The following is an 18,979-nucleotide window of genomic DNA, read 5'->3' on the forward strand; positions in this document are numbered from 1 at the left end:
TTTTTGTTTAGATCGTGATATTTCCGGTGACTGTCACTTGATGGGTATCGGTATTGTAAATCCCCACTCGATAGTTGTCAGCGACATTCACTACAAAGGTTCGACTATCGGCACCGCCTGTAAAGTTCACATAAAAAAATGTATTGTCCGAGTCGATTAAACCAACTCGAAGTGTAGCGTCCCGAGGCAGCCATGTCAATGATATGGTTACCTCTTCGTTCCGAGTCAAATACCACGGGTTTCCAGACCCATCACTTATTGTGGCAAGTGATGATCCCGGCAAGTTGAAGTTAACCGGATAAGTAGCCTGTACACCAACATCGTCAGAATCCCCAAGATTCAATTCAATGATGTTTTCCTCTGATAGTTGAATTTTGTGTACCGGCTGCCCGTCCACAGTGACATCACTTGAAGTTGGGTTTGTGTCATTCACTTGAGAAATTGCTTGTTGATTTACTGTAACAGCTCCAGAAGACTGACCCGAAATATCCTCTGACTTCGAAACAACATCACTCGTTTGAATCGTTACTGGCAGCGCATCATTTGCCAAGGCAAATGCGGTCATGGGCAACACGGTTATCAACAAAACAGCCGTAATTAAAAAACGTTTCATTCTCATTTTTTTCACCTCATTTTTTCTTTTCCCCGACTACTTAACCACAGTGTATTTGATCTGTTGTTAAATTTTTGTTAAGACAGCTGTATTTCAGAAAAAGAGGAAGTCAGCTGAGGAACTTCTGGGGCGAGAACGATGCTTACGGTTATCGAGGCAGTCACGAGCCCCATCAAACATGATACTGTCCACCCAAACCTGCCAGTAAAACCGGTAGCTTTTCCGATGACAACCGGCAGTCGATCCGTTAAATCCACGACGATCTGACAGAGTCACCGCCGTAGATGGCGGGGAAGCAGATAGAGAAGAGTCAGTACATGATCGCAAGGCCCAAATAAAATTCGCGCGAGTGTGCGCCCATGTTGAGGGATACGATCAAATTCGCCTTGCCGATCCGATTGTTAACGCCGGAGCGCCCGCGGGCGTTAGACCGACGGAAACAGCCGCCTCGGGTTGTCCACGCGCACACCTTCCTGTCTTCAGATCGGCCCCGTACCACCACCCCATTTTCGTTCTCGACGGACTAGGGGAGTTCGTTTACAAACAGAATAGTCACGCGATCCGCAAAGCCGAATTGTTCTGCCTGATTTTGCAGACGGTGCACAAATATGAGGTCAACGGGCTACCCTCTTTTTTTTCTAATCGATAATCTATAAATCATGAATAAGAGAGTCGTATTTACGTTAGATCATCCAACTTTGGCGAATGCTGCGAGCGAATCTATAATAGCCTGCTTCTTCCTTCATGCCAGCAAGTACGGGAAGTATGTTCAAGAATACTGCAGCAGTTGCGGTCATGTACTAGATATCCTCATTGATCGAATAACTTAGTAATGTCGTAACCGAATCTTGATTTCACCTCACGATAATTTGCAACAGCATAACTGCCAATGGAATAAGAATCCACCCAATAGGAAATAATGATAATGATGAGATGTGAGAATCTGGAGGTTCGTCGATGGCAAGAAAAAAACAAAATCAATCGATCAAGAATGATTTTTTCGGAGACATTCAATCAGCCCTCGGGTTACCCCCGGACTTGGTCTGCCGATCCTTGTTTGTCCAAGGGGAACAAACCGTGCAGTGCGTATATCTGGAATCGATGGTCAATAAAAAAACGATTGACGAATATATTTTGAAATCGTTCACGGAAAATACGTTTTCCGAAGGGGAAGCGCCTCTTTCCGCCGAAAGCGGTTTTTTGCGCGAATTTTCCTTTTCCGATCCATATGAACAGTTGCGGGAACATGCCGTAAAAGCTCTCCTGGCAGGCCATTGCGCACTAACCGATTTTTCAAGGGAGCGCGTTTGTCTCATCAATGTGACCGAATCCAAACAACGCTCCATTGAAGAACCGAAGTCGGAATCGACCATTCGCGGGCCGCACGAAGGCTTTACGGAAAGCATTCTGACCAATGTGGGGCTTGTCCGCAAAAGAATCCGCAACCCATTCCTCCGGTTTGATAAAATGAACATCGGCAATCAAACCGGGACGACTTTGCTTATGGTGTACATGGAGAACCTCGCCCCGGAATCGCTGGTCCGGGAAGTGCGCGGCAGATTGTCAGCCATCCGGACGGACAGTGTGCTGGAAAGCGCTTATGTGGAGGAATTCATCCAGGACCGGATTTGGTCTCCTTTTCCGACGCTTACCAACACCGAGCGCCCAGATATGGTAGCTGCCCAGTTGCTGGATGGTAAAGTGGCCGTAATGGTGGACGGAACGCCCAACGTCCTGCTTGCCCCCATGACGTTTTTCGAGTTTTTCAGTTCTCCTGAAGATTATTATCAGCGGGCGGACATCGCCACGTTTATTCGCTGGATTCGGTTGATTTCCTTTTTTACGGCCGTGTTCGTCCCTTCCTTGTATGTCGCGGCCACGACGTTCCACCAGGAACTGATCCCGACCCAACTTCTGATCAGTTTGTCCGCCCAGCGGGAAGGGGTTCCCTTCCCCGCCATCTTCGAAGTGTTGTTAATGGAAGTCGTGTTTGAAATTATCCGGGAAGCGGGGCTGCGTATGCCGCGAGCGGTCGGACAGGCGCTTTCGATCGTGGGGGCGATTGTACTGGGGCAGGCGGCGGTGGAAGCCGGTCTTATTTCCGCCGCGATTGTCATTGTCGTAGCCATAACCGGCATCACCAATTTTGTCGTTCCGGTTTACAGCTTCGGCATGTCACAACGCCTGCTTCGCTTTTCGTTCGTGCTGTTGGCCGGCTTTATGGGCCTTTTTGGCATTTTATGCGGTGCCCTGTTTCTGGTTGCCCATCTGGTGTCGCTTAATTCATTTGGCGTTCCTTACTTCACTCCCGCTTCCCCGTCCATAGGAACCGATTGGAAAGATGTGTTGGTGCGGCTGCCCCGGCCCTGGCTGGATCCGAACGGTCTGCCCGGATATATTCGGAATATGAAGAGAAAAAGGTAATCTGGAGGAACAAACATGACCAACCGGTATGCAACGGGTCTGTTCACTCTGATGATGTTTACCGCCCTGCTTACGGCTTGCTGGGACAGGACGGAGATGAACGAACTGGCGCTGGTCAGTATGATGGGGGTGGACAGCGATCCGGAGAGCGACAAAATAACCGTGTATTATCAGATCAAAAACCCGCTTAGCGGCACTTCCGCCAAAGGTACGCCGGGAGGCGAACAAGCCCCTGTGTACACTTACGAAATCAGTGGATCGTCTTTTGGAGAAATCAAATCTACGATTTACAAAATGTTGCCGCGCAAGTTATTTATGGCCCACTGCAAGGTGCTGCTCGTTTCCCAGCGGGCCGCCAAACAAAACATGCGCGATATTGTCAACTTTATCGAAATGCAACCCAACGGCCGCTCGTCGGTCCCGATGCTGATTGTCGACGGATCGATATCTCAGGTCATGAGAACATTAACTCCCCTGGAGCGGGTGCCGTCTGACACGATCGATTCCAGGCTCGACCTGCTGATCCGGAATTCGCTCCTAGTGGGAAAACAGATCAAGGTCAGTGATGTCATTGAACGGATGGAAAAGTCAGATACGATCGTATTACCGTTGATCACCGGAATGACAGAGGCACCTTCTTCCAACAGCGGGGAAAGGTCGGCGGATATCGACGCCAATCAAAACAACTTTATCATCCGAGGCGGGGCGGTTTTCCGTGATTATCGCATGGCGGGCAAACTGAATGATACGCAGCTGGTCTGGTACCATTTGCTAAATGGCGATCGAGGTCGCCACGTGCGACAGTTTCAGGTGGAAGGAAAACAGGTATCCGTGGAATTGAGACTGGTTCGCATAAAACGTGAGGTCTTCTGGAAATCCGACCAACCTGTCGTTCGGATCCGCATGGACCTCGAACTTTCCACTGCCTATACAATCGAGTCCGTCCCGAAGTCTCGGAACGAGGTGGAGAGACTTGAAAACAGACTGAATCAGATCATAGCAGACGAGTCGCTTGCTTTCTATCAAATGATAAGGGAGCGTGGCTGGGATCTGTTAAGCATCAACGACTTGTTGCGCAAACAAACGCCAAATCATCCGGATATCGACCAAGCGGCGAAAAATGCACAAATTGAGATTCGTGCAAATACCCGGCTGCTCCGAACGGGAAGCATGAGTCAACCTTATGGAGGAACAGGATGAAGCCAATGATTTCCCGATTCCAGTTTTATCTGCTGACAATCAATTATATCCTCGGAACCACCCTTTTCGTGCTGATCGGGCGGCTGGTCGTACAGGCGGGACAGGATGCCTGGCTCATGCCCTTGTGGGCAGGAAGTTTTGGCATACTCGTCGGTCTGTTCTGGATTTTTCTTTTCCGATATTACCCGGGCAAAAGTCTGGTGCAAATCCCGCTGGAAGCTTGGGGACGTTCCCTGGGAACGCTTGTTTCCGTCCTGTATTTTCTTTATTTCTGTATTTTGGCTGGATGGGCTCTTCGAAATTTAAGCGATTTTTTAAATGGAACCATCATGCCGGAGACGCCGAAAACCGTTTTTCACGTCATGTTTTTGCTTGTCGCCTTTTACACGGTCGCTCAGGGGACGGAAGCCATCGGACGATTAAATCAAATCATCACTCCATTTTTGTTCTTCCCGTTCTGGTTTGTTCTGTTGCTGGCAATGGTGAACTGGGATTGGGGAAGACTTCAGCCAGCTTTCCATTCCGGCCTGGGTGCCATTTTACAATACCATTCCTTTTTGGGCTTTCCCTATATGGAAACTATTGCGCTCACGATATTGTTTCCGCTGGTCAAACAGGGGGCAACACGCCCCTTTTTGCTTGGGTTGATGACCGCTTCCCTTTCTCTTAGCATGACCTTGTTTATGATTATCGGTTTATTAGGAGTGGAGAGGGCGTCACAACTTACCTTTCCAGTGTATACGACCGTGCAGGAAATTTCCATCGGAGAGGTGATCGTCAACATCCATTCCATTATCTCCGTTATTTTACTGATTCTGATTTTTATCAAGCTGTTGGTACTCGTTTACGGAGCTTCCGAAACGCTGCGTCAAGTATTTCGTCCAAAAACCCGGTGGCCTCATTTTCTGGGTTTGACGATTTTGTTGTCGGCGACCGCCTTGTCCATCTATGAAAACCCGATCCAAAACGAGGAATGGGATGAAAAATATACATTCATATATGACAGTTTCTTTGTTCTACTGATCCCCTTTTTGTTGCTAGTGACAACATGGGTCAAACGCACGTTCGAGAAGCGAAAAGGAGGATGAATTGAACATGTTGATGCTTCACATCCTGCTGGCGCCTTTGATAGGTTTACCGATGTTGGGATTGCTTCGAAAGAGACTTTATCGGGATGCAGCAGTTTTTGGGGCTGTATCTGTTATTGGATACGGATTATGGATTTGTATCGTGAATCATCGTCCTTTTATCATTACGATTTTTATTGAAAGAATGATTGAAATGTTAAAATCCATTTCAACGACGATGATATAAACGTAGAATGAATTGTTTTGCGGGTTCTTCCCAGTTTAGTACCACTATGATCCGCCAATCCTTGTGACAGAACCTTAACAGGAGATATGAAGGATGACTGAAAACGAATGATTACTAGCGGCAAAATTAATGCTTATAATAAACCGTTTCTTCATACCTACCTTGTAGCCAGATTCTAGGGTACTGATTTTGAACGGGTTGATCTCGTGCGGAATAACCATTTCATAGATTTCCCTATCAAATAATACTTCTGTCGGAGGAAAGCAAGAAGTGAAGTCACTATAATCATAATTAAATAACCAAGCATTAAACTATTTTTAAAATCTTGGTGCATTGAAAAATAAACAAAACAGACTATTAGAATACCAATTACCGTTTTTTTTCATATCAGTATCTCCTCGTATAATATGTTTATAAAAAATAAATATATGTGGTAAACTTGGGCATCAGAAGATTATCATAGGTTAAATTTATCGGAGACCAAGCAATGATCAAATATCAGGGGGAGGTCGTCGGAAACGACGGCCTTTTTACTTGGTTCAAGGGTTATGCGGCAAACTGGTCTCGTAGTAGATATGCGGCATGATAGGATACCTAACTAGAGACTGCAATTTTGCATGCTTCTTGAGACAAAAAGGACGCGTAAGCTTATGCTCTTTCATTTTACTGGTGATTCCGGATACTTTACCTTAGGTTTAGGTCCTTTAGCAAACCCGGATATACTCCTTTCAATTTTCTTCTTCCCTTAATAACACAGCTCAAAACTTCTTTTCATCGGGCATTTTTTCTTGTTATTTCGCCCCCCTTCCCTCCCTCTTTTTATTTCATAGCTTTCAGAAAAGTTGCTAAAGCAATATCATGTTTGTCTATTATTAAAAACGTTTGAAATCATGATATGCTGTTCGCCGCCTGATTATTTGGCGGAAAAAAACCATGGATTCGCCATTCGGTTTGGCGGAGCCAAACCGAATAAACAGCCGACAATAGCCTAATCCCTTCTGTACATTGACGGGGGATTAGGCTATTGTCGATTAAATAGGAAAATGCTCCCGAACCTTTGGAGAGGATCCCCGGGAGCATTCACTTCATCATGTCAAAAGTACTTTATTTCGGCCTTTCTTGCAAGGCTTATTTACGCACTTTCGAGAATCAATCTCCTGACGTCCAAATCTGCTGTGACGATTGCGGCCGGCTTCTCCATAAACACGGTCGTTATTGGCGAGGCGTTGTGACGAAACACGAAGTCATCCTGATCCCCATCTACCGCTGGTACTGTCCTGCTTGTAATAAGACGATTTCCCTTCTTCCGGAATTTCTGATTCCATGGGCCCGGTATGCGACTTGGGTGCGAGAAGCGGCATTGAAGCGCAAGCGCAAGGGATTCTCTTGGCGGCAGATCGCAGAAAGCACGACAACATCTAGCGTACGTTACAGCTTCCGTACGTTGAAACGCTGGTGGGCAAGGCATTTGCACCGCGCAGCAAATGCGGCACTTTGGGTTGCCGGGCAATTCATTGCCGGGGGAGTAGACGAAGATATGCTCCGCCTTTACCCCACCATGATGAATCCAACGCCAATGGACACACTGGATTGGCTGAACAAACTGTTATCCCGATTCATCCCCGCTGGCGCATCTAGACGGGGCTATTGGACTTTTCTAAATGCAGGGTTACCTGCATGCCGCATCACGCTTATAAATTCCTTCAGCATCCGCCGCCAAGGAGCACGGCAAGCGAAAGTCGCCTCCAAAATCGCTTTAAAAATCGCCTGGACGGCAAGTTGCCCTCCCGATCCCACAAAATATGCGCCCTCCCTGGTTTCTAGCGTCTATGGGATACTCTCATAGACCACAGGGAGAGGAGATTTTGCATGGATGAGCAAGCAAGGCAGCAAGAGGCTAACTTCCGTTACGGCTTGATTGCGCCCCTGGTTAGCCGCAAATTGGATCCCGGAGAGCAAATGGCACTCATGCGCGAAATTGTAAGCCACGAGTATGAAACACCGTCGGGAAATGCCGATAACCTTATGCTGCAAGATCATCAGCATTTCTTATTTTCTTTACAAATCAGTCAAATGAGTAAACTCCATGTGCGTGTAATAAACGCTTGTAATAGGAAAACAGACTTCTAAATCTGAATTCAAATCGCTATAAACGAAAAAAGACCGTACAACAGTCTATTTACAATTTTTATTCATGAAATAATGCGTACTAAGATCAGTTCTCTAGCTCGCGTACTGTTTCTTTTACCTAGATGCTAACCCGGTGGAAGCAAAGTTTCCAGGGCAAAAATCTACGCGGATTAGCGGTCAGACTTGCTGACGGCTATAAAAGTTTAATACCTGATTGCAGGTCCTTATATCCAGTTGAGTTATTTAACCCCTTTTTCTATGAAAGTCAAGTAATCGCACTCTATGTGATGTGTTCAGCATCCAGCACCATTATCTAAGATTTTGAGCCCTTTTCACGTATTCATAGAGTTGTTACTTTCGAAATTCAGGTTTAGCTATTTTCCTGGCTAATATTCTAAACCCATTATAAACAAAATATCCAATTAAACAACCTGTCATATTCAAAATGATATCATCAACATCAAAATAACCTAACATTGTGACAAATTGGAAACTCTCGATCCCAATTATACTGATTAAACAAATCAACAAAGTCTTAGAAAGTTTCCTGTACTTTGTAAAAATAGTAGGGATTAAGAATCCTAATGGACAGAACGTAACAATATTACCCAAAATATTTATGAAGGCAAATGGAGTCGTTTTAAAACGGAAATAACTTGAGATACTTCGAAAAGGATCTACATTGTAGTTCCAGATCCCGATACTCCTATTTTCAAGTATGGATTGTATTCTATCAATAAAACCAATAGGTTTTACTACAACAAACCACAGAAGAAAAAAAACATAGGCAACAAATATTAACTTCCAAAACCTTGAAACATTGTTTGTAGTCATTTAATATCCTTCCCAACGTTTTTAAAGAATGATGACAGGCGGAATTTCAGTATGTGTGAAGGTTTCCCTATTAAATAACGAACCGGAAACGGGCAATCGTGTAACCTTGATGAACCGGCTCGCAACAGTCACGCTTGAACCGCTCGAACAAGTTGTACGCCAGCAGCTTGATGAGCAGATCAACTTCGTTCGCCTCAAAATCGCTGGTCGCAATCCGGTCAATCGAAAACCCGTTCTTGGCTTCCTTGATGTAATATTCCATACAGCAGCGCTGGTTGTAGAACCGCCACAGGTCAATCGGCTCCCAGTCCAGATTGGTCACGATCGCTTCGTATTGCCGATCGGTGTCGAATACCAAGCGGGTCTGTCCGTCATCGATTACCTGCGCTTTGCGAATGATCGCCACGCGGCGGGGCTTTTTCCAGGATGTCGCTTTGTAAATGAGCGTTATCCCTTCGATAATCCAGTCTTCATCGACAAATCGTTTCCAGTACCGGCAGGCTGCACCTGCGCCGCAAGGCGCTGCGTCCTTTTCAGCTTGCCGACGTAGCCGATGTTCTTGCCTTCCCACAGGCTATAGAACTCCTCGCCGCCGAAGCCCTTGTCGAATCGGGCATATTTCACCGAACGTCCGCCAAGGAGCTCGAACGTGTTGTCTAAGAATGAAGCAGCATCCGTAGAGGCATGCGTGTTCCCAGATCGGAGGAAGTCATTCAGGCACAGGCGAGACTGCCCCTCAAATGTCAGTAGCGGGTGTTAGCTTTTGCGGCCGGGCTTGTGCGGGTTCTTTCCTTTCTCTGCGCCGACTTGATCGCCGTATACGGTTTCCGCCGTCGAATCCAGATCAAGGACAAGTTTAGACGGCAGGCAGGGCCGAATGACGGTCTGATTGAGCGTTCGCAGTTCAAACCGCAAGTTAGGACAAGATGTTCTCAATCGAATCAGTTCTTTGTACAGCAAGGTATGGTGTGGGCATCGCCCGCCAAGAAATCGCTTCAGAAGCTAGTCGCGCTATAGTTTGCGAAAATGAAAGAGCCGCTCGCAGCCGAGCATCCAACCCACGATGAGATAAAGCAGAATGCGGTAAATCGGAAAGAGAGAATTTCGTCCTTTGCCGCAAGAGATGTCACGTAACGCTTCGGAGAGCTTTATTTTCTCAAGGTATTCCAGAAAGATTTTGATGCCTCCGAAGCTGGTGGCATTCTCCAAGGAAAATTCAGTCTTGATCTTGCTGACGGGTGTGGTAGACTTCACCTAAAAGGTGCTCCTCTCTTTGGGTGATGTGTTTCAGTCAAACACCATTCTACCAAAGATTTGGATCCCTTTTCACGTTTCCACGGAGCTGTACGTTCGAAATTCAGGATTACTTTTCGTTTCTAATTAGTTACCCCTGAAAAATTCGAATTTAGAGTTCGCTCTACTCTCCTTGAAATTTTCAGGTGGACATATTTCCTTTGTATTCCATTTCTTTGCCTTATTTGATCATCTGAGCGGCTTTTCTGAGGTTATGAACCCAAATTCCCAAGCCGATCCAGGTTTTTGAGCCAACAAAGCCCCTGTACCGGCTGCGGTTTAAACCGTACCTGCGTTTCAGTAAACTGATTTTGGCTTCACCTGCAGCGCGGAAGCGTTGCAAATCTTTATACCATAACTGTTTCTCAAGTTCCGCACGTTTCTTGCTCTTCTTCCCTCAGAATGAGGTGCTGATTCGTGTTACACCCAGTTCTGCAAGGGTCGATTCATTTTTCTTGCTGCCGAAGCCGCGGTCGGTTGCCACAGCACGGGGCACCGAGCCAAATCGTTCTTTATGTTGTACCACGGCGGGAACGAGCATTTCGTCGTCCGAGGGGTTACCTTTGTATAACTCATAGCCGGTTACAAACCCATTTTCGGTTTCATCGATTCGCGCTTTGTATCCGAATTCCGCGCTCTTGGATAGCTTCCCTTTTTTGATCGGGCGTGCTTCAGGATCAAAGAAGCTGACGATCCGATCTGGAATAATGCGGTTTCCGGATACCACTTGCTTGGCCTGATCGACGAGCTTTTGGGTCAAGGTAATAGCTTCACCTAACTTCTCTTTCATCGCCTTGACGGACGCCTTACCTTTATCCTTTGTAAGATTCATAACAGCTGTTGATTTCTGACATACGTCTTCCGTCATCGCAACGACTTGCTCCGTTATGGCATTGAGCTCGTCCCATGACTGTTGCGTGCGCCGGCGCAGCAACTTGGCGATCGAAAGGATGTGTTGCTTCACTTCACTGTTTTTATCCTCGAAGTTCCGGGTCGCTTCGGACGCCACTTTCCGGATCTTGCCTACCAGGCGAGTGATGACCTTTACGCCATCCTGCAGCAAGGTCGCATCGGTCGGATGATGTACATCCGATTCGACTACGGTGGTATCCGTCCGCAGCTTCCGGTGTTTGAGCACCTTCGCTTCATCCAGTTTTTGAAGCAAAAGCTCATTGAGTTGTTCGACCCATTCTTCGCCATAGCGCTGGCGCGCTTTGATCAAGGTCGTCGGATCAGGCATCTTTTCGTCAATGGGTATGCGGCAAAATCGCCGCCACGTCAGACTGTCGCCTACTTCCTGCACGAGGGATTCGTAACCGAAATTGTAGCGGCGCTTCAGATACATGAGACGCAGGAAGGTTTCAATCGCTTTGGTCGGACGGCCCCTTAGGGTGTGATGCTTCTCTAGAAAAGGCTGCATGAAACGTTCATCATCCAGCAAGGCATCTATTTTAGCCAGTTCTTCAGGCAACGACCATACGCTCTCAGAGATGATGGAATCCCACAATGTGATTTGTTCTTCACGAAGTTTCAACATTTTTCTCACCTCAAAAGGATTTTGAGGGGCAATGAAGAATTCATAAGCATAGGAATTCGGCCCCCCTTTGGATGGTTATCTGGACAATAACTAATTCCATTTTGAGGCAGTGAATTCCTTTTATTTTTGATCAAAACCCTGATTTTTTCAGGGGTAACTAATTAACAGTGAGCAACATTCAACATGCATCGCATCGGGAGTTTGTCTTCATTCTGGAAAGCTGCAGAATGCTACTTTCTTGATTTATTCTTCATTTCTTTCTTTATGCGTAATAGACTCTCCTTCTACATCTATATTAGGAAGAATTTTATCTAACCACTTCGGAATATACCAAGCTGATTTTCCCATTAGAGTCATTACAGCAGGTACTATTGTCATTCTGACAATAAACGCATCGAAGAATACTCCAAAGGCTAGTGCCATTCCAATTGATTTAATCATCGCATCAGGATTCATCATAAATCCGAGAAATACTGCCATCATAATAAAAGCTGCAGCAGTTACTACTCTACCGCTGTCTCTCATTCCATATAAAATAGCTTTACGACTATCTCCAGTATGCATATAACTCTCTCTCATTTTACTAACTAAGAATATTTCATAGTCCATAGCTAGTCCAAACAATATCCCTATTGTAATAACAGGTAAAAAGGCTAATATTGGAGATTCCGATGGAAATCCAAAGAAATTAATGAAATGCCCATCTTGAACAACAAATACCATAAATCCTAATGTTGCTCCTAATGAAAGTAAGAACCCAACTACTGCTTTCAACGGTACTAATAGTGATCTAAAGACCATTACTAAGAGTATATAAGCAAGACCAATTATTAAGGATGCAAATAATGGTAAGGCATCATTCAATTGCTGTGATATGTCAATGTTCATAGCCGTGCTACCTGTTACCATTAATGCAATATCATGTTCTTTTTCTGTTTCTTTAGATTTGTCTCTAATAAGATTTACCAAATCCTTTGTTTCTATATCATCCGGTCCGGATTCTGGTGTAATTTGAATCATAAAAATTTCTCCGGAAGGTCCAGGTATAAGTGGTGATACAGATTTAATATCTTTTAAATCACTAATTTCTTTCACTATTTCTCCAATAACTTGAGGTGTTTCCTCTGTTACTTTACTAACTTTTGCAGCAACAACTAATTGTGCATTAAAGCCTTCTCCATACCCTTCCGTTAGTAAATCATATGCTCTTCTTTCCGTCATTTCCGTTGATTTAGCTGTTCCATCAGATGGTAGCCCCAAATTCATATGGAAGAAAGGAATTGTAAGAATTGCAAGGAATGCAATGGATACTAGCGATATAATGATAGGATGTTTAGTAACCAATCTCCCCCATCTATTAGCTTTTTCTTCGTCTGTTCTATTCTGACCATTGATTTTTTGCCAAAATCTACTTTCCTTTGCAGGCGACAATCGGTGGCCTATCATACCTAAAATTGCTGGTAAAGTAATAATCGAAATAAGCACGGCTGCCAGTATACTAATAGCGGCTGAAACACCCATAAGGGTTAAGAATGGAATTTGAGCTACAGATAAACCCAATAGTCCAATAATAACAGTCAAACCTGCAAATACTACAGCACTTCCAGATGTTCCTATGGCTATTGAAATTGAATTGTTGATGGCATGTCCCTTGCCAATTCTTGTCTGAATCGTGTAATAATAAATAGTGAGTAGTCAATACCTACCGCTAAACCCAACATAGCTGCTAGAATTATAGAAATAGAATTCAAATCAATAAAGTAGGCACCAATCATAATACCTAATAAGCTAATTCCTAAACCTAATACCGCTATAAGAATTGGTAAGCCTGCTGCAATAAATGAACCAAAAGTAATTGCTAATACAATAAATGCAACCACTACTCCAATTACTTCATAAATTCCTTCAAACTGTATGCTAGAGAAGGTAATATCTCCTCCCATTATTTCTGTCTGAATACCTGCATCTCTTGTTATTTCAATACTATCCAAAATGTATTCTTTCGATTTTTCTGACACTTTGTCAGCTTCTAACGCAAACGTAACTTGTGCGTAACCAATTGTTTTATCTTCATTTAAGTTGTTCAGCTCTATCGGTGATTGAACACTTGCTACTTTCGAATCTTTACTTATTTCATTAAGTACTTCCGTAATTTTGCTTTGGACATCCTCTGATTCCAACGTTCTATTATCTGGTGCTTTAAATACGATGTTTACAGTTGATTGTTCGGAAGTACCTGCAAATTCTCCTTTAATCAAATTGGCTGCTTTTTCCGCAGGTGTATTGGGAATAGTTAGTTCTCCATGAAAAGATGGTTTTAAACTCAGTACTAATACTGCTAATATCATCAAAATTCCTACAGTGCCAAAAAGTACCGCTTTTTTATGTGTTGCTGACCAATTTCCTAATTTATAAAGATACTTTGCCAATGTAATCTCCTCCTGTATTTCCTGTCTGTATATGTGCTAAAACAACCAAATTGATAAAATAAACACCATGAACGATTGTTCATTTTTGTTTCAAAAAAATATCCACATTATTTAAATGTGAGACATTTCTTTAAATCGGCTTTCAGTACCGTGAAATGAGAAAAACATCAACTGGTCAATGAGGATGCTAATTTTTTCCCCATCTTCTTGAGTCTTTAAAATGGTATATAATCCTTCTACAAAGTTTGTTGATAGGACATAGAAAATAAATGGTTCTTTCACAATGCTTTTATCTTCAAAACGAGAGAATATTTCTTTTTGAATAATATTATGAAGAACATCCACGACCTCGTTTTTAAAGTTCTCATATTTAGATCCCTTACTCTTACCGAAAAGAATTAAGACTTCTTTACTGTTTCCTTTAAAAATGTCCAAAATCCTATTTTTAATTTCAATCAATTTTTCATTAGGGTTAACATCAGCAACAATAATTTTATTGATCGTAGCAAACAAATCGCTATAAACCGATTCTACTACAGAATTAAACAAATCCTCCTTATTCCTAAAATATTTATACACTGTACCTAATGCAGTATCTGCGTTACTGGCTATATTTCTAACGGATGCACTTAAATAACCCTTCTCTTTAAATTCATCCAATGCAGCTATTAAGATTCGTTTTTTAATTTCCTCTTTTAAATATTGCATTCGTGAACCTCCGTTCATTTTTGAATAATATATATTTTATCATGCATAAATCTACTTGTAAACCAATTTAATTAATTGAGTTTCCGCAAAAATGAATGGCATGTAATTACGGAGGTGTGTATCTTAAGAAAATCCCCCAAAACAGAGATGAAAAGTGAGAAATATTACCTGAAAACAGCAAAAAACCTCCCTTTGATTGGTATAATTTAAGTACCGCCAAAATTAATCTAAACAAAAATGTAAATTATTAGGGGTTTTTAACATGTTCCATTCCACCACAGATGTGTATGTAACAAAACGGGAAACGATACATTTTGCAAAAGACCTGGTATCCGAATCTGGTCAAGTCGAATCCAAATTTATTACCCAAACCATTTACTGTCTGTTGAAGTCCAAAAGTGTGATTCTTAGAAATATCGCAGTCGCCTTGAATGAATTCATTCAGGTAAAGAATACAATTGATCGATTAAGTCAGAATCTGCAACGACCGTCTCCGTCGCTCACCACCCGCTATGCGAAATAAATGGTGAATGCACTTGATGAGGACGCGTTAATTCTGGAGGACGACTCCGATGTGATCAAACCGTATGGTCGAGCATTCGAAGCGTTGGGGCAGGTCAGAGACAGCTCGAATAAAGATTACAAGATTGAAAAGGGTTATTCGGTCACGGAAATAGTCGGTTTGACGCCCCGCAGAAGCAACCCGTCAACCTCTTCTCTCGGATCCATTCTTCCACAGAGAAGGGATTCAAATCAACAAACGAAGTGCTGTTAGAGGGACTCCGTCACGTCATCGGCCATTTGAAAAAGTAGGCTACATTTGTTTTTGACGGGTGTACCCTTCTTCCTCAAAGTCGGAAACGTAGGCCGTTTCGTCAGCTGAATTCTCTACTACCAGCAACATATCGATGATTGGCTTGGCCCGGCACCGAAGTATATCCAACATGCTCTAATTGCAGAACCTTGTTGCCAAGTATTGAACGAATTCGTTCGGCCTCTTGCTCGAAACGTTTCTGAAGCCTTTCCTCACTGGCAGATGCCATTGTCGAATGGTCACGATACGGTGTCAAATATTCCACACCGCTTTCTTTCAGATAAGATATGGAATCGCAGAACTCTCTAATATACCACAAGCGTATATGTAAGCCAAAGCATATACCTTGCCCTCGACCCTTTAAACGGCGTCAGCAGCTATTGGTTCGCTTAACTCGATACTCGTTGGAAGACTTTTAGAAAAAGACAAAAAACTTTTTGACTCCTTCGGCTTTTATAGTGGGACCTGCTTCTTTTCATTGTCGATTTCTTCAACAAGGTTTATTTCGAATCAAATGTTAACTTAATATTTATTGGTTGCAAAGTTCTTTTAAGTGGTGAGTAATAATTTGTTCCGTTTTTTCAATGGTGAATATATCCGGTCTTAATAGAGCATGTATGGATAAACCTTCAATGACTGCAGAAAGCCTTAATTTTTCGATTTCAATATCTATGTCTTTTTTTACATAGCCTGCCTTTATCAAGATTTCAAGCAGTGCCTCCATTAAAATGTATTCTCCTTCGATGAGTTCATCTTTTTTCGTGTTCAAAACTGCACTTGTAAGTGAACGAATGACGAAAACCAGCCATACGCCAGCTTCAGCTTGTTTATCCCGATCGACAGGAACCAATTCTAACAACGTTTCCTGTACCGCAATGAAAGGGTCTTGTGACCATGATTTATTCTTCGACCGTTCTTTCCCGCGAGCAAGAAAATAATCCATGATAAATAATAGTAACTCATCCTGGTTTGAGAAATAATGTCTCAATGCTCCGGCAGACATTCCAGCCTCAGATGCGATTCTGCGGATAGATGCTTTTTCAATACCTTCGGTTTCAATAATTTTCCAAGCCGTTTCAGCGATGAGCTTTCTTTTGTGATCATGATCAACAATTTTCGGCACTTCAAATCACCTCTTGTTTTATTTAACACACTGTGTTATTATTATTTTATCACAGTGCGCGAAATAAATAAATAAGGAGGATGTTTAGGTGATTGAAATCATTGAATCATTAATTCCTGCCAACATAGATTTCACAACAGCACTCCTCATTATTGTGCTCTGTGCTGTCATTGATATTTTAAGCCCCGGGGTATTGGCGATTACAGCTTATATCCTTCTCATACAAAAAGAAAAAACAGCATCGCGATTGATCGTTTTTTTATTTTCGACACAATTTTGCTATTTTATAATGGGTATCTTGGTTTATCTCGGAGTTGGGCCGATTCTTGGTATTATAGAAAGCATGGCGAACAATCAAATTTCAAGTTGGTTTTATACGATACTTGGAGTCGCCTTTGTACTCATTAGTTTTTATAAGCCTAAAAAAGGGATGGAATCCCGATTTTTGGAATGGTTACCTACGCAAGTGTCTATAAGAGGGATGATCATACTCGGTATTATTGTCTTTGCGATTGAGTTTACCACAGCTTTACCGTATTTTTACTCGATATTACTAATGGATGGTTTAGCGTTTCATACGGGTTTGTCCATTGGCATTTTACTTGGCTATAACGCGATTATGGTACTTCCTTCAATCTTACTATTGATCGTGTTTATACTATGTAAAAACTGGATAATGAATCAGCTTGAACAACTGCGATCAAAATTAGTAAAAGCTCCGTTGTCTTCTGTATTAGTCGGAGTGGCAGTTATTGGGGCGATTTTATTCAATATTGGCATCAGGGGAGTTCTATCTTGATATTCGTTATGTAAAAAGGAGATGTAGCGTTATGAAAGAGATTGCAAGCGGTGCAAGTTTACTTCTATTGCTTCAGGGAGTTGGAGGTATCATAAATCGATTGGCAGGCGGGGGACCAAGTTGGTTTCTCGTCAATTACATCGATGCATTGCAAGGATATGAAATAATAGCCAGTATAATTTTAGTGATATTGGGAGCAATTATTGGTGTGGGTTCTCTTAAAATAAAGGATAAAGTTGACTAACCTATTATGTCTTGAAGACCTCATAGTTATTCCTCACCCTTGAAGTTTATTCTATGAGCATGATACTTGGGTGAGGAAGGCTCGTAAAGTGTTCATGGTTATTCAATCAAACGTTGCTCTTCCGCCATTCTTCTTGATTTAATTCCCCGTTTATTGCAGCTGCGGATACAGCACCTGAAGCAGCTGCAACAATAGATTGGTGTAAGTGTGTAGTTGCATCCCCTGCTGCATAAACACCAGGTACACTAGTTTTTCCAAACTCATCGACTTCAATGATTCCAGTATCCAACATCCGGCAACCAAGGGCAACTGGCAAATCCGATCCAAGTTCCAATTCCGGCTTGAAGAAAATCTCTGTGCACGAAATTTCCGTCCCATCCTCAAGCTTGATATGGCTTACCATGCCTTGATTTGATTGGATTGAATGTATTGGTGCATTAAATACCGGGATATTATGTGCGCGCAATTCTTCACGTTCCGCTTCACTCAATTCATCGAGACCATTTGTACAAACTACTAACTGCTTCGACCACCCAGAAAGCAATGGGACAAAATGCATTAATGTCGCTCCTCTGTTTATGACAACTAATTGCTGATCCCTTAGTTCCCAGCCATCACAATACGGGCATACAAACGCACTCTTACCATAGACCTCCGCCAACCCTGGTATACCAAGATCACGATCCTTCATTCCGATAGCAAACAGCAGTTTACTAGCGGCTATCTTCACCCCCGAAACAGTTTCCAACAAAAATTGTCCATCTTCCCCTTCTATCAACCTGACGATATCTTCCAGATGTGAAACCGATGGATAAGTGCGAAGCTGTTCTTTCGCAATTTTTCGAAAGTCATGTGGGCTAACGCCATCACGTGTTAAAAAGCCATGAGCCTCTCTAGTCACTGCATTACGCGGTTGGCCCTCATCAATAATCAATGTCTTCTTTCTAGCACGTCCTAGTACAAGTCCAGCACTTAAACCTGCAGGACCTCCTCCAATAATAACAACATCAACTTCCTTCATGATTAACTCCCTCCCACTTCGTTTAACTTTCCATACGAGAAGTGATTACTCAGTATAATGCATGGGCTTATTTTCAAAATGGCAAATCTACGGCGTAAACTCGTTTTGTCATTTTCTGCATATTTCATTCTAGACTTGACTTTTATTAAATAGTCTATCCAATTTCAAGTAATCTAACATGTACTTTGCAAGTGTTATGACTGAAAAAATCAACATTAAAATTAATGTGATGGAAGCGCCGGGTGGTGTACCCAATTCATAAGAAGCGACTAAACCACTTAACATGCCAACAAGCGCAATGACCATTCCATTTAATATGATAAGTGTTGTTTTTCAAAGGCAAACACAATCAAAGTACACGCCTCTTTCTTCATCCGCCTGAATATCATGCCCATCTGGATCAAAAATTCCCGCACTTCCGGAACCGCCATTGTTTCGTACAACGCGTCCCTTATGCGGGAACTCATCTGATGTAGGCGCTTTGGTTGATTCATCC

The 18,979-nt window shown here is 43.0% G+C and carries 16 protein-coding genes and 3 pseudogenes; 8 read left to right on the forward strand and 11 right to left on the reverse strand.

Annotated features, from left to right (window positions below):
• Window positions 1-7 precede the first annotated feature (7 nt).
• A complete protein-coding gene (locus MKX64_RS04375) occupies window positions 8-619 on the reverse strand; it encodes a hypothetical protein (protein WP_216539088.1) in 612 nt (203 codons plus the stop codon).
• Window positions 620-1,570: 951 nt separating this feature from the next.
• Here MKX64_RS04375 and MKX64_RS04380 point away from each other — a divergent pair.
• The 6 genes from MKX64_RS04380 (at window position 1,571) to MKX64_RS04405 (ending at window position 7,681) form a co-directional block, all read left to right on the forward strand.
• Complete coding sequence (locus MKX64_RS04380) at window positions 1,571-3,037, forward strand: spore germination protein (RefSeq protein WP_095397578.1); 1,467 nt, start codon at window positions 1,571-1,573, stop codon at window positions 3,035-3,037.
• A gap of 15 nt (window positions 3,038-3,052) precedes the next feature.
• On the forward strand, window positions 3,053-4,237 hold the full coding sequence (locus MKX64_RS04385; protein ID WP_095397579.1) for a Ger(x)C family spore germination protein: 1,185 nt from the start codon (window positions 3,053-3,055) through the stop codon (window positions 4,235-4,237).
• On the forward strand, window positions 4,234-5,325 hold the full coding sequence (locus MKX64_RS04390; protein ID WP_007130945.1) for a GerAB/ArcD/ProY family transporter: 1,092 nt from the start codon (window positions 4,234-4,236) through the stop codon (window positions 5,323-5,325). Before MKX64_RS04385 ends, MKX64_RS04390 begins: the two co-directional genes overlap by 4 nt.
• 7 nt (window positions 5,326-5,332) lie before the next feature.
• On the forward strand, window positions 5,333-5,551 hold the full coding sequence (locus MKX64_RS04395; RefSeq protein WP_007130946.1) for a hypothetical protein: 219 nt from the start codon (window positions 5,333-5,335) through the stop codon (window positions 5,549-5,551).
• A 1,090-nt stretch (window positions 5,552-6,641) separates the two neighbouring features.
• Window positions 6,642-7,397, forward strand: a complete 756-nt coding sequence (locus tag MKX64_RS04400; protein ID WP_141235809.1) for a DUF6431 domain-containing protein — start codon at window positions 6,642-6,644, stop codon at window positions 7,395-7,397.
• 23 nt (window positions 7,398-7,420) lie between these two features.
• Window positions 7,421-7,681, forward strand: a complete 261-nt coding sequence (locus MKX64_RS04405; protein ID WP_095397581.1) for a hypothetical protein — start codon at window positions 7,421-7,423, stop codon at window positions 7,679-7,681.
• A gap of 351 nt (window positions 7,682-8,032) precedes the next feature.
• Here the strand turns inward: MKX64_RS04405 and MKX64_RS24265 are convergent, their stop codons facing one another.
• From MKX64_RS24265 to MKX64_RS04440, 8 genes and pseudogenes are all read right to left on the reverse strand, one after another.
• Window positions 8,033-8,515 carry a VanZ family protein gene (locus tag MKX64_RS24265; protein WP_095397582.1) on the reverse strand — a complete coding sequence of 161 codons (483 nt, stop codon included), beginning with the start codon at window positions 8,513-8,515 and terminating at the stop codon, window positions 8,033-8,035.
• Window positions 8,516-8,597: 82 nt separating this feature from the next.
• A pseudogene (locus MKX64_RS04410) lies at window positions 8,598-9,769 on the reverse strand (IS1380 family transposase); the annotation flags it as partial.
• A gap of 220 nt (window positions 9,770-9,989) precedes the next feature.
• Window positions 9,990-11,345: pseudogene (locus MKX64_RS04415) on the reverse strand (ISNCY family transposase).
• Between the two features lie 243 nt (window positions 11,346-11,588).
• On the reverse strand, window positions 11,589-12,611 hold the full coding sequence (locus MKX64_RS04420; RefSeq protein WP_445670827.1) for an MMPL family transporter: 1,023 nt from the start codon (window positions 12,609-12,611) through the stop codon (window positions 11,589-11,591).
• 117 nt (window positions 12,612-12,728) lie between these two features.
• Window positions 12,729-13,693, reverse strand: a pseudogene (locus tag MKX64_RS04425) (MMPL family transporter); the annotation flags it as partial.
• 192 nt (window positions 13,694-13,885) lie between these two features.
• Entirely contained in the window at window positions 13,886-14,482 is a 597-nt protein-coding gene (locus tag MKX64_RS04430) for a TetR/AcrR family transcriptional regulator (protein WP_196427080.1), read from the reverse strand.
• An 814-nt stretch (window positions 14,483-15,296) separates the two neighbouring features.
• Window positions 15,297-15,428 carry a GrpB family protein gene (locus MKX64_RS24270; RefSeq protein ID WP_373872046.1) on the reverse strand — a complete coding sequence of 44 codons (132 nt, stop codon included), beginning with the start codon at window positions 15,426-15,428 and terminating at the stop codon, window positions 15,297-15,299.
• A 397-nt stretch (window positions 15,429-15,825) separates the two neighbouring features.
• Complete coding sequence (locus MKX64_RS04440; protein ID WP_095397584.1) at window positions 15,826-16,419, reverse strand: TetR/AcrR family transcriptional regulator; 594 nt, start codon at window positions 16,417-16,419, stop codon at window positions 15,826-15,828.
• 88 nt (window positions 16,420-16,507) lie between these two features.
• On the opposite strand from MKX64_RS04440, the gene MKX64_RS04445 reads away from it, so the two are divergent.
• Together MKX64_RS04445 and MKX64_RS04450 are read left to right on the forward strand one after the other, a co-directional pair.
• Entirely contained in the window at window positions 16,508-17,218 is a 711-nt protein-coding gene (locus MKX64_RS04445; RefSeq protein WP_341034370.1) for a GAP family protein, read from the forward strand.
• Between the two features lie 31 nt (window positions 17,219-17,249).
• On the forward strand, window positions 17,250-17,462 hold the full coding sequence (locus tag MKX64_RS04450) for a hypothetical protein (protein ID WP_054819294.1): 213 nt from the start codon (window positions 17,250-17,252) through the stop codon (window positions 17,460-17,462).
• 106 nt (window positions 17,463-17,568) lie between these two features.
• Here MKX64_RS04450 and MKX64_RS04455 read toward each other — a convergent pair whose 3' ends face one another.
• Together MKX64_RS04455 and MKX64_RS04460 are read right to left on the reverse strand one after the other, a co-directional pair.
• On the reverse strand, window positions 17,569-18,483 hold the full coding sequence (locus MKX64_RS04455) for an NAD(P)/FAD-dependent oxidoreductase (RefSeq protein ID WP_341035409.1): 915 nt from the start codon (window positions 18,481-18,483) through the stop codon (window positions 17,569-17,571).
• Between the two features lie 129 nt (window positions 18,484-18,612).
• Window positions 18,613-18,804: a metal ABC transporter permease gene (locus tag MKX64_RS04460; protein ID WP_306437000.1), complete on the reverse strand. Its 192-nt coding sequence runs from the start codon at window positions 18,802-18,804 to the stop codon at window positions 18,613-18,615.
• Between the last annotated feature and the right edge of the window lie 175 nt (window positions 18,805-18,979).

Origin of the sequence: Paenibacillus sp. FSL M8-0334, assembly GCF_038000405.1 — a bacterium.
Classification (GTDB): Bacteria; Bacillota; Bacilli; order Paenibacillales; family Paenibacillaceae; genus Paenibacillus_AQ; species Paenibacillus_AQ campinasensis.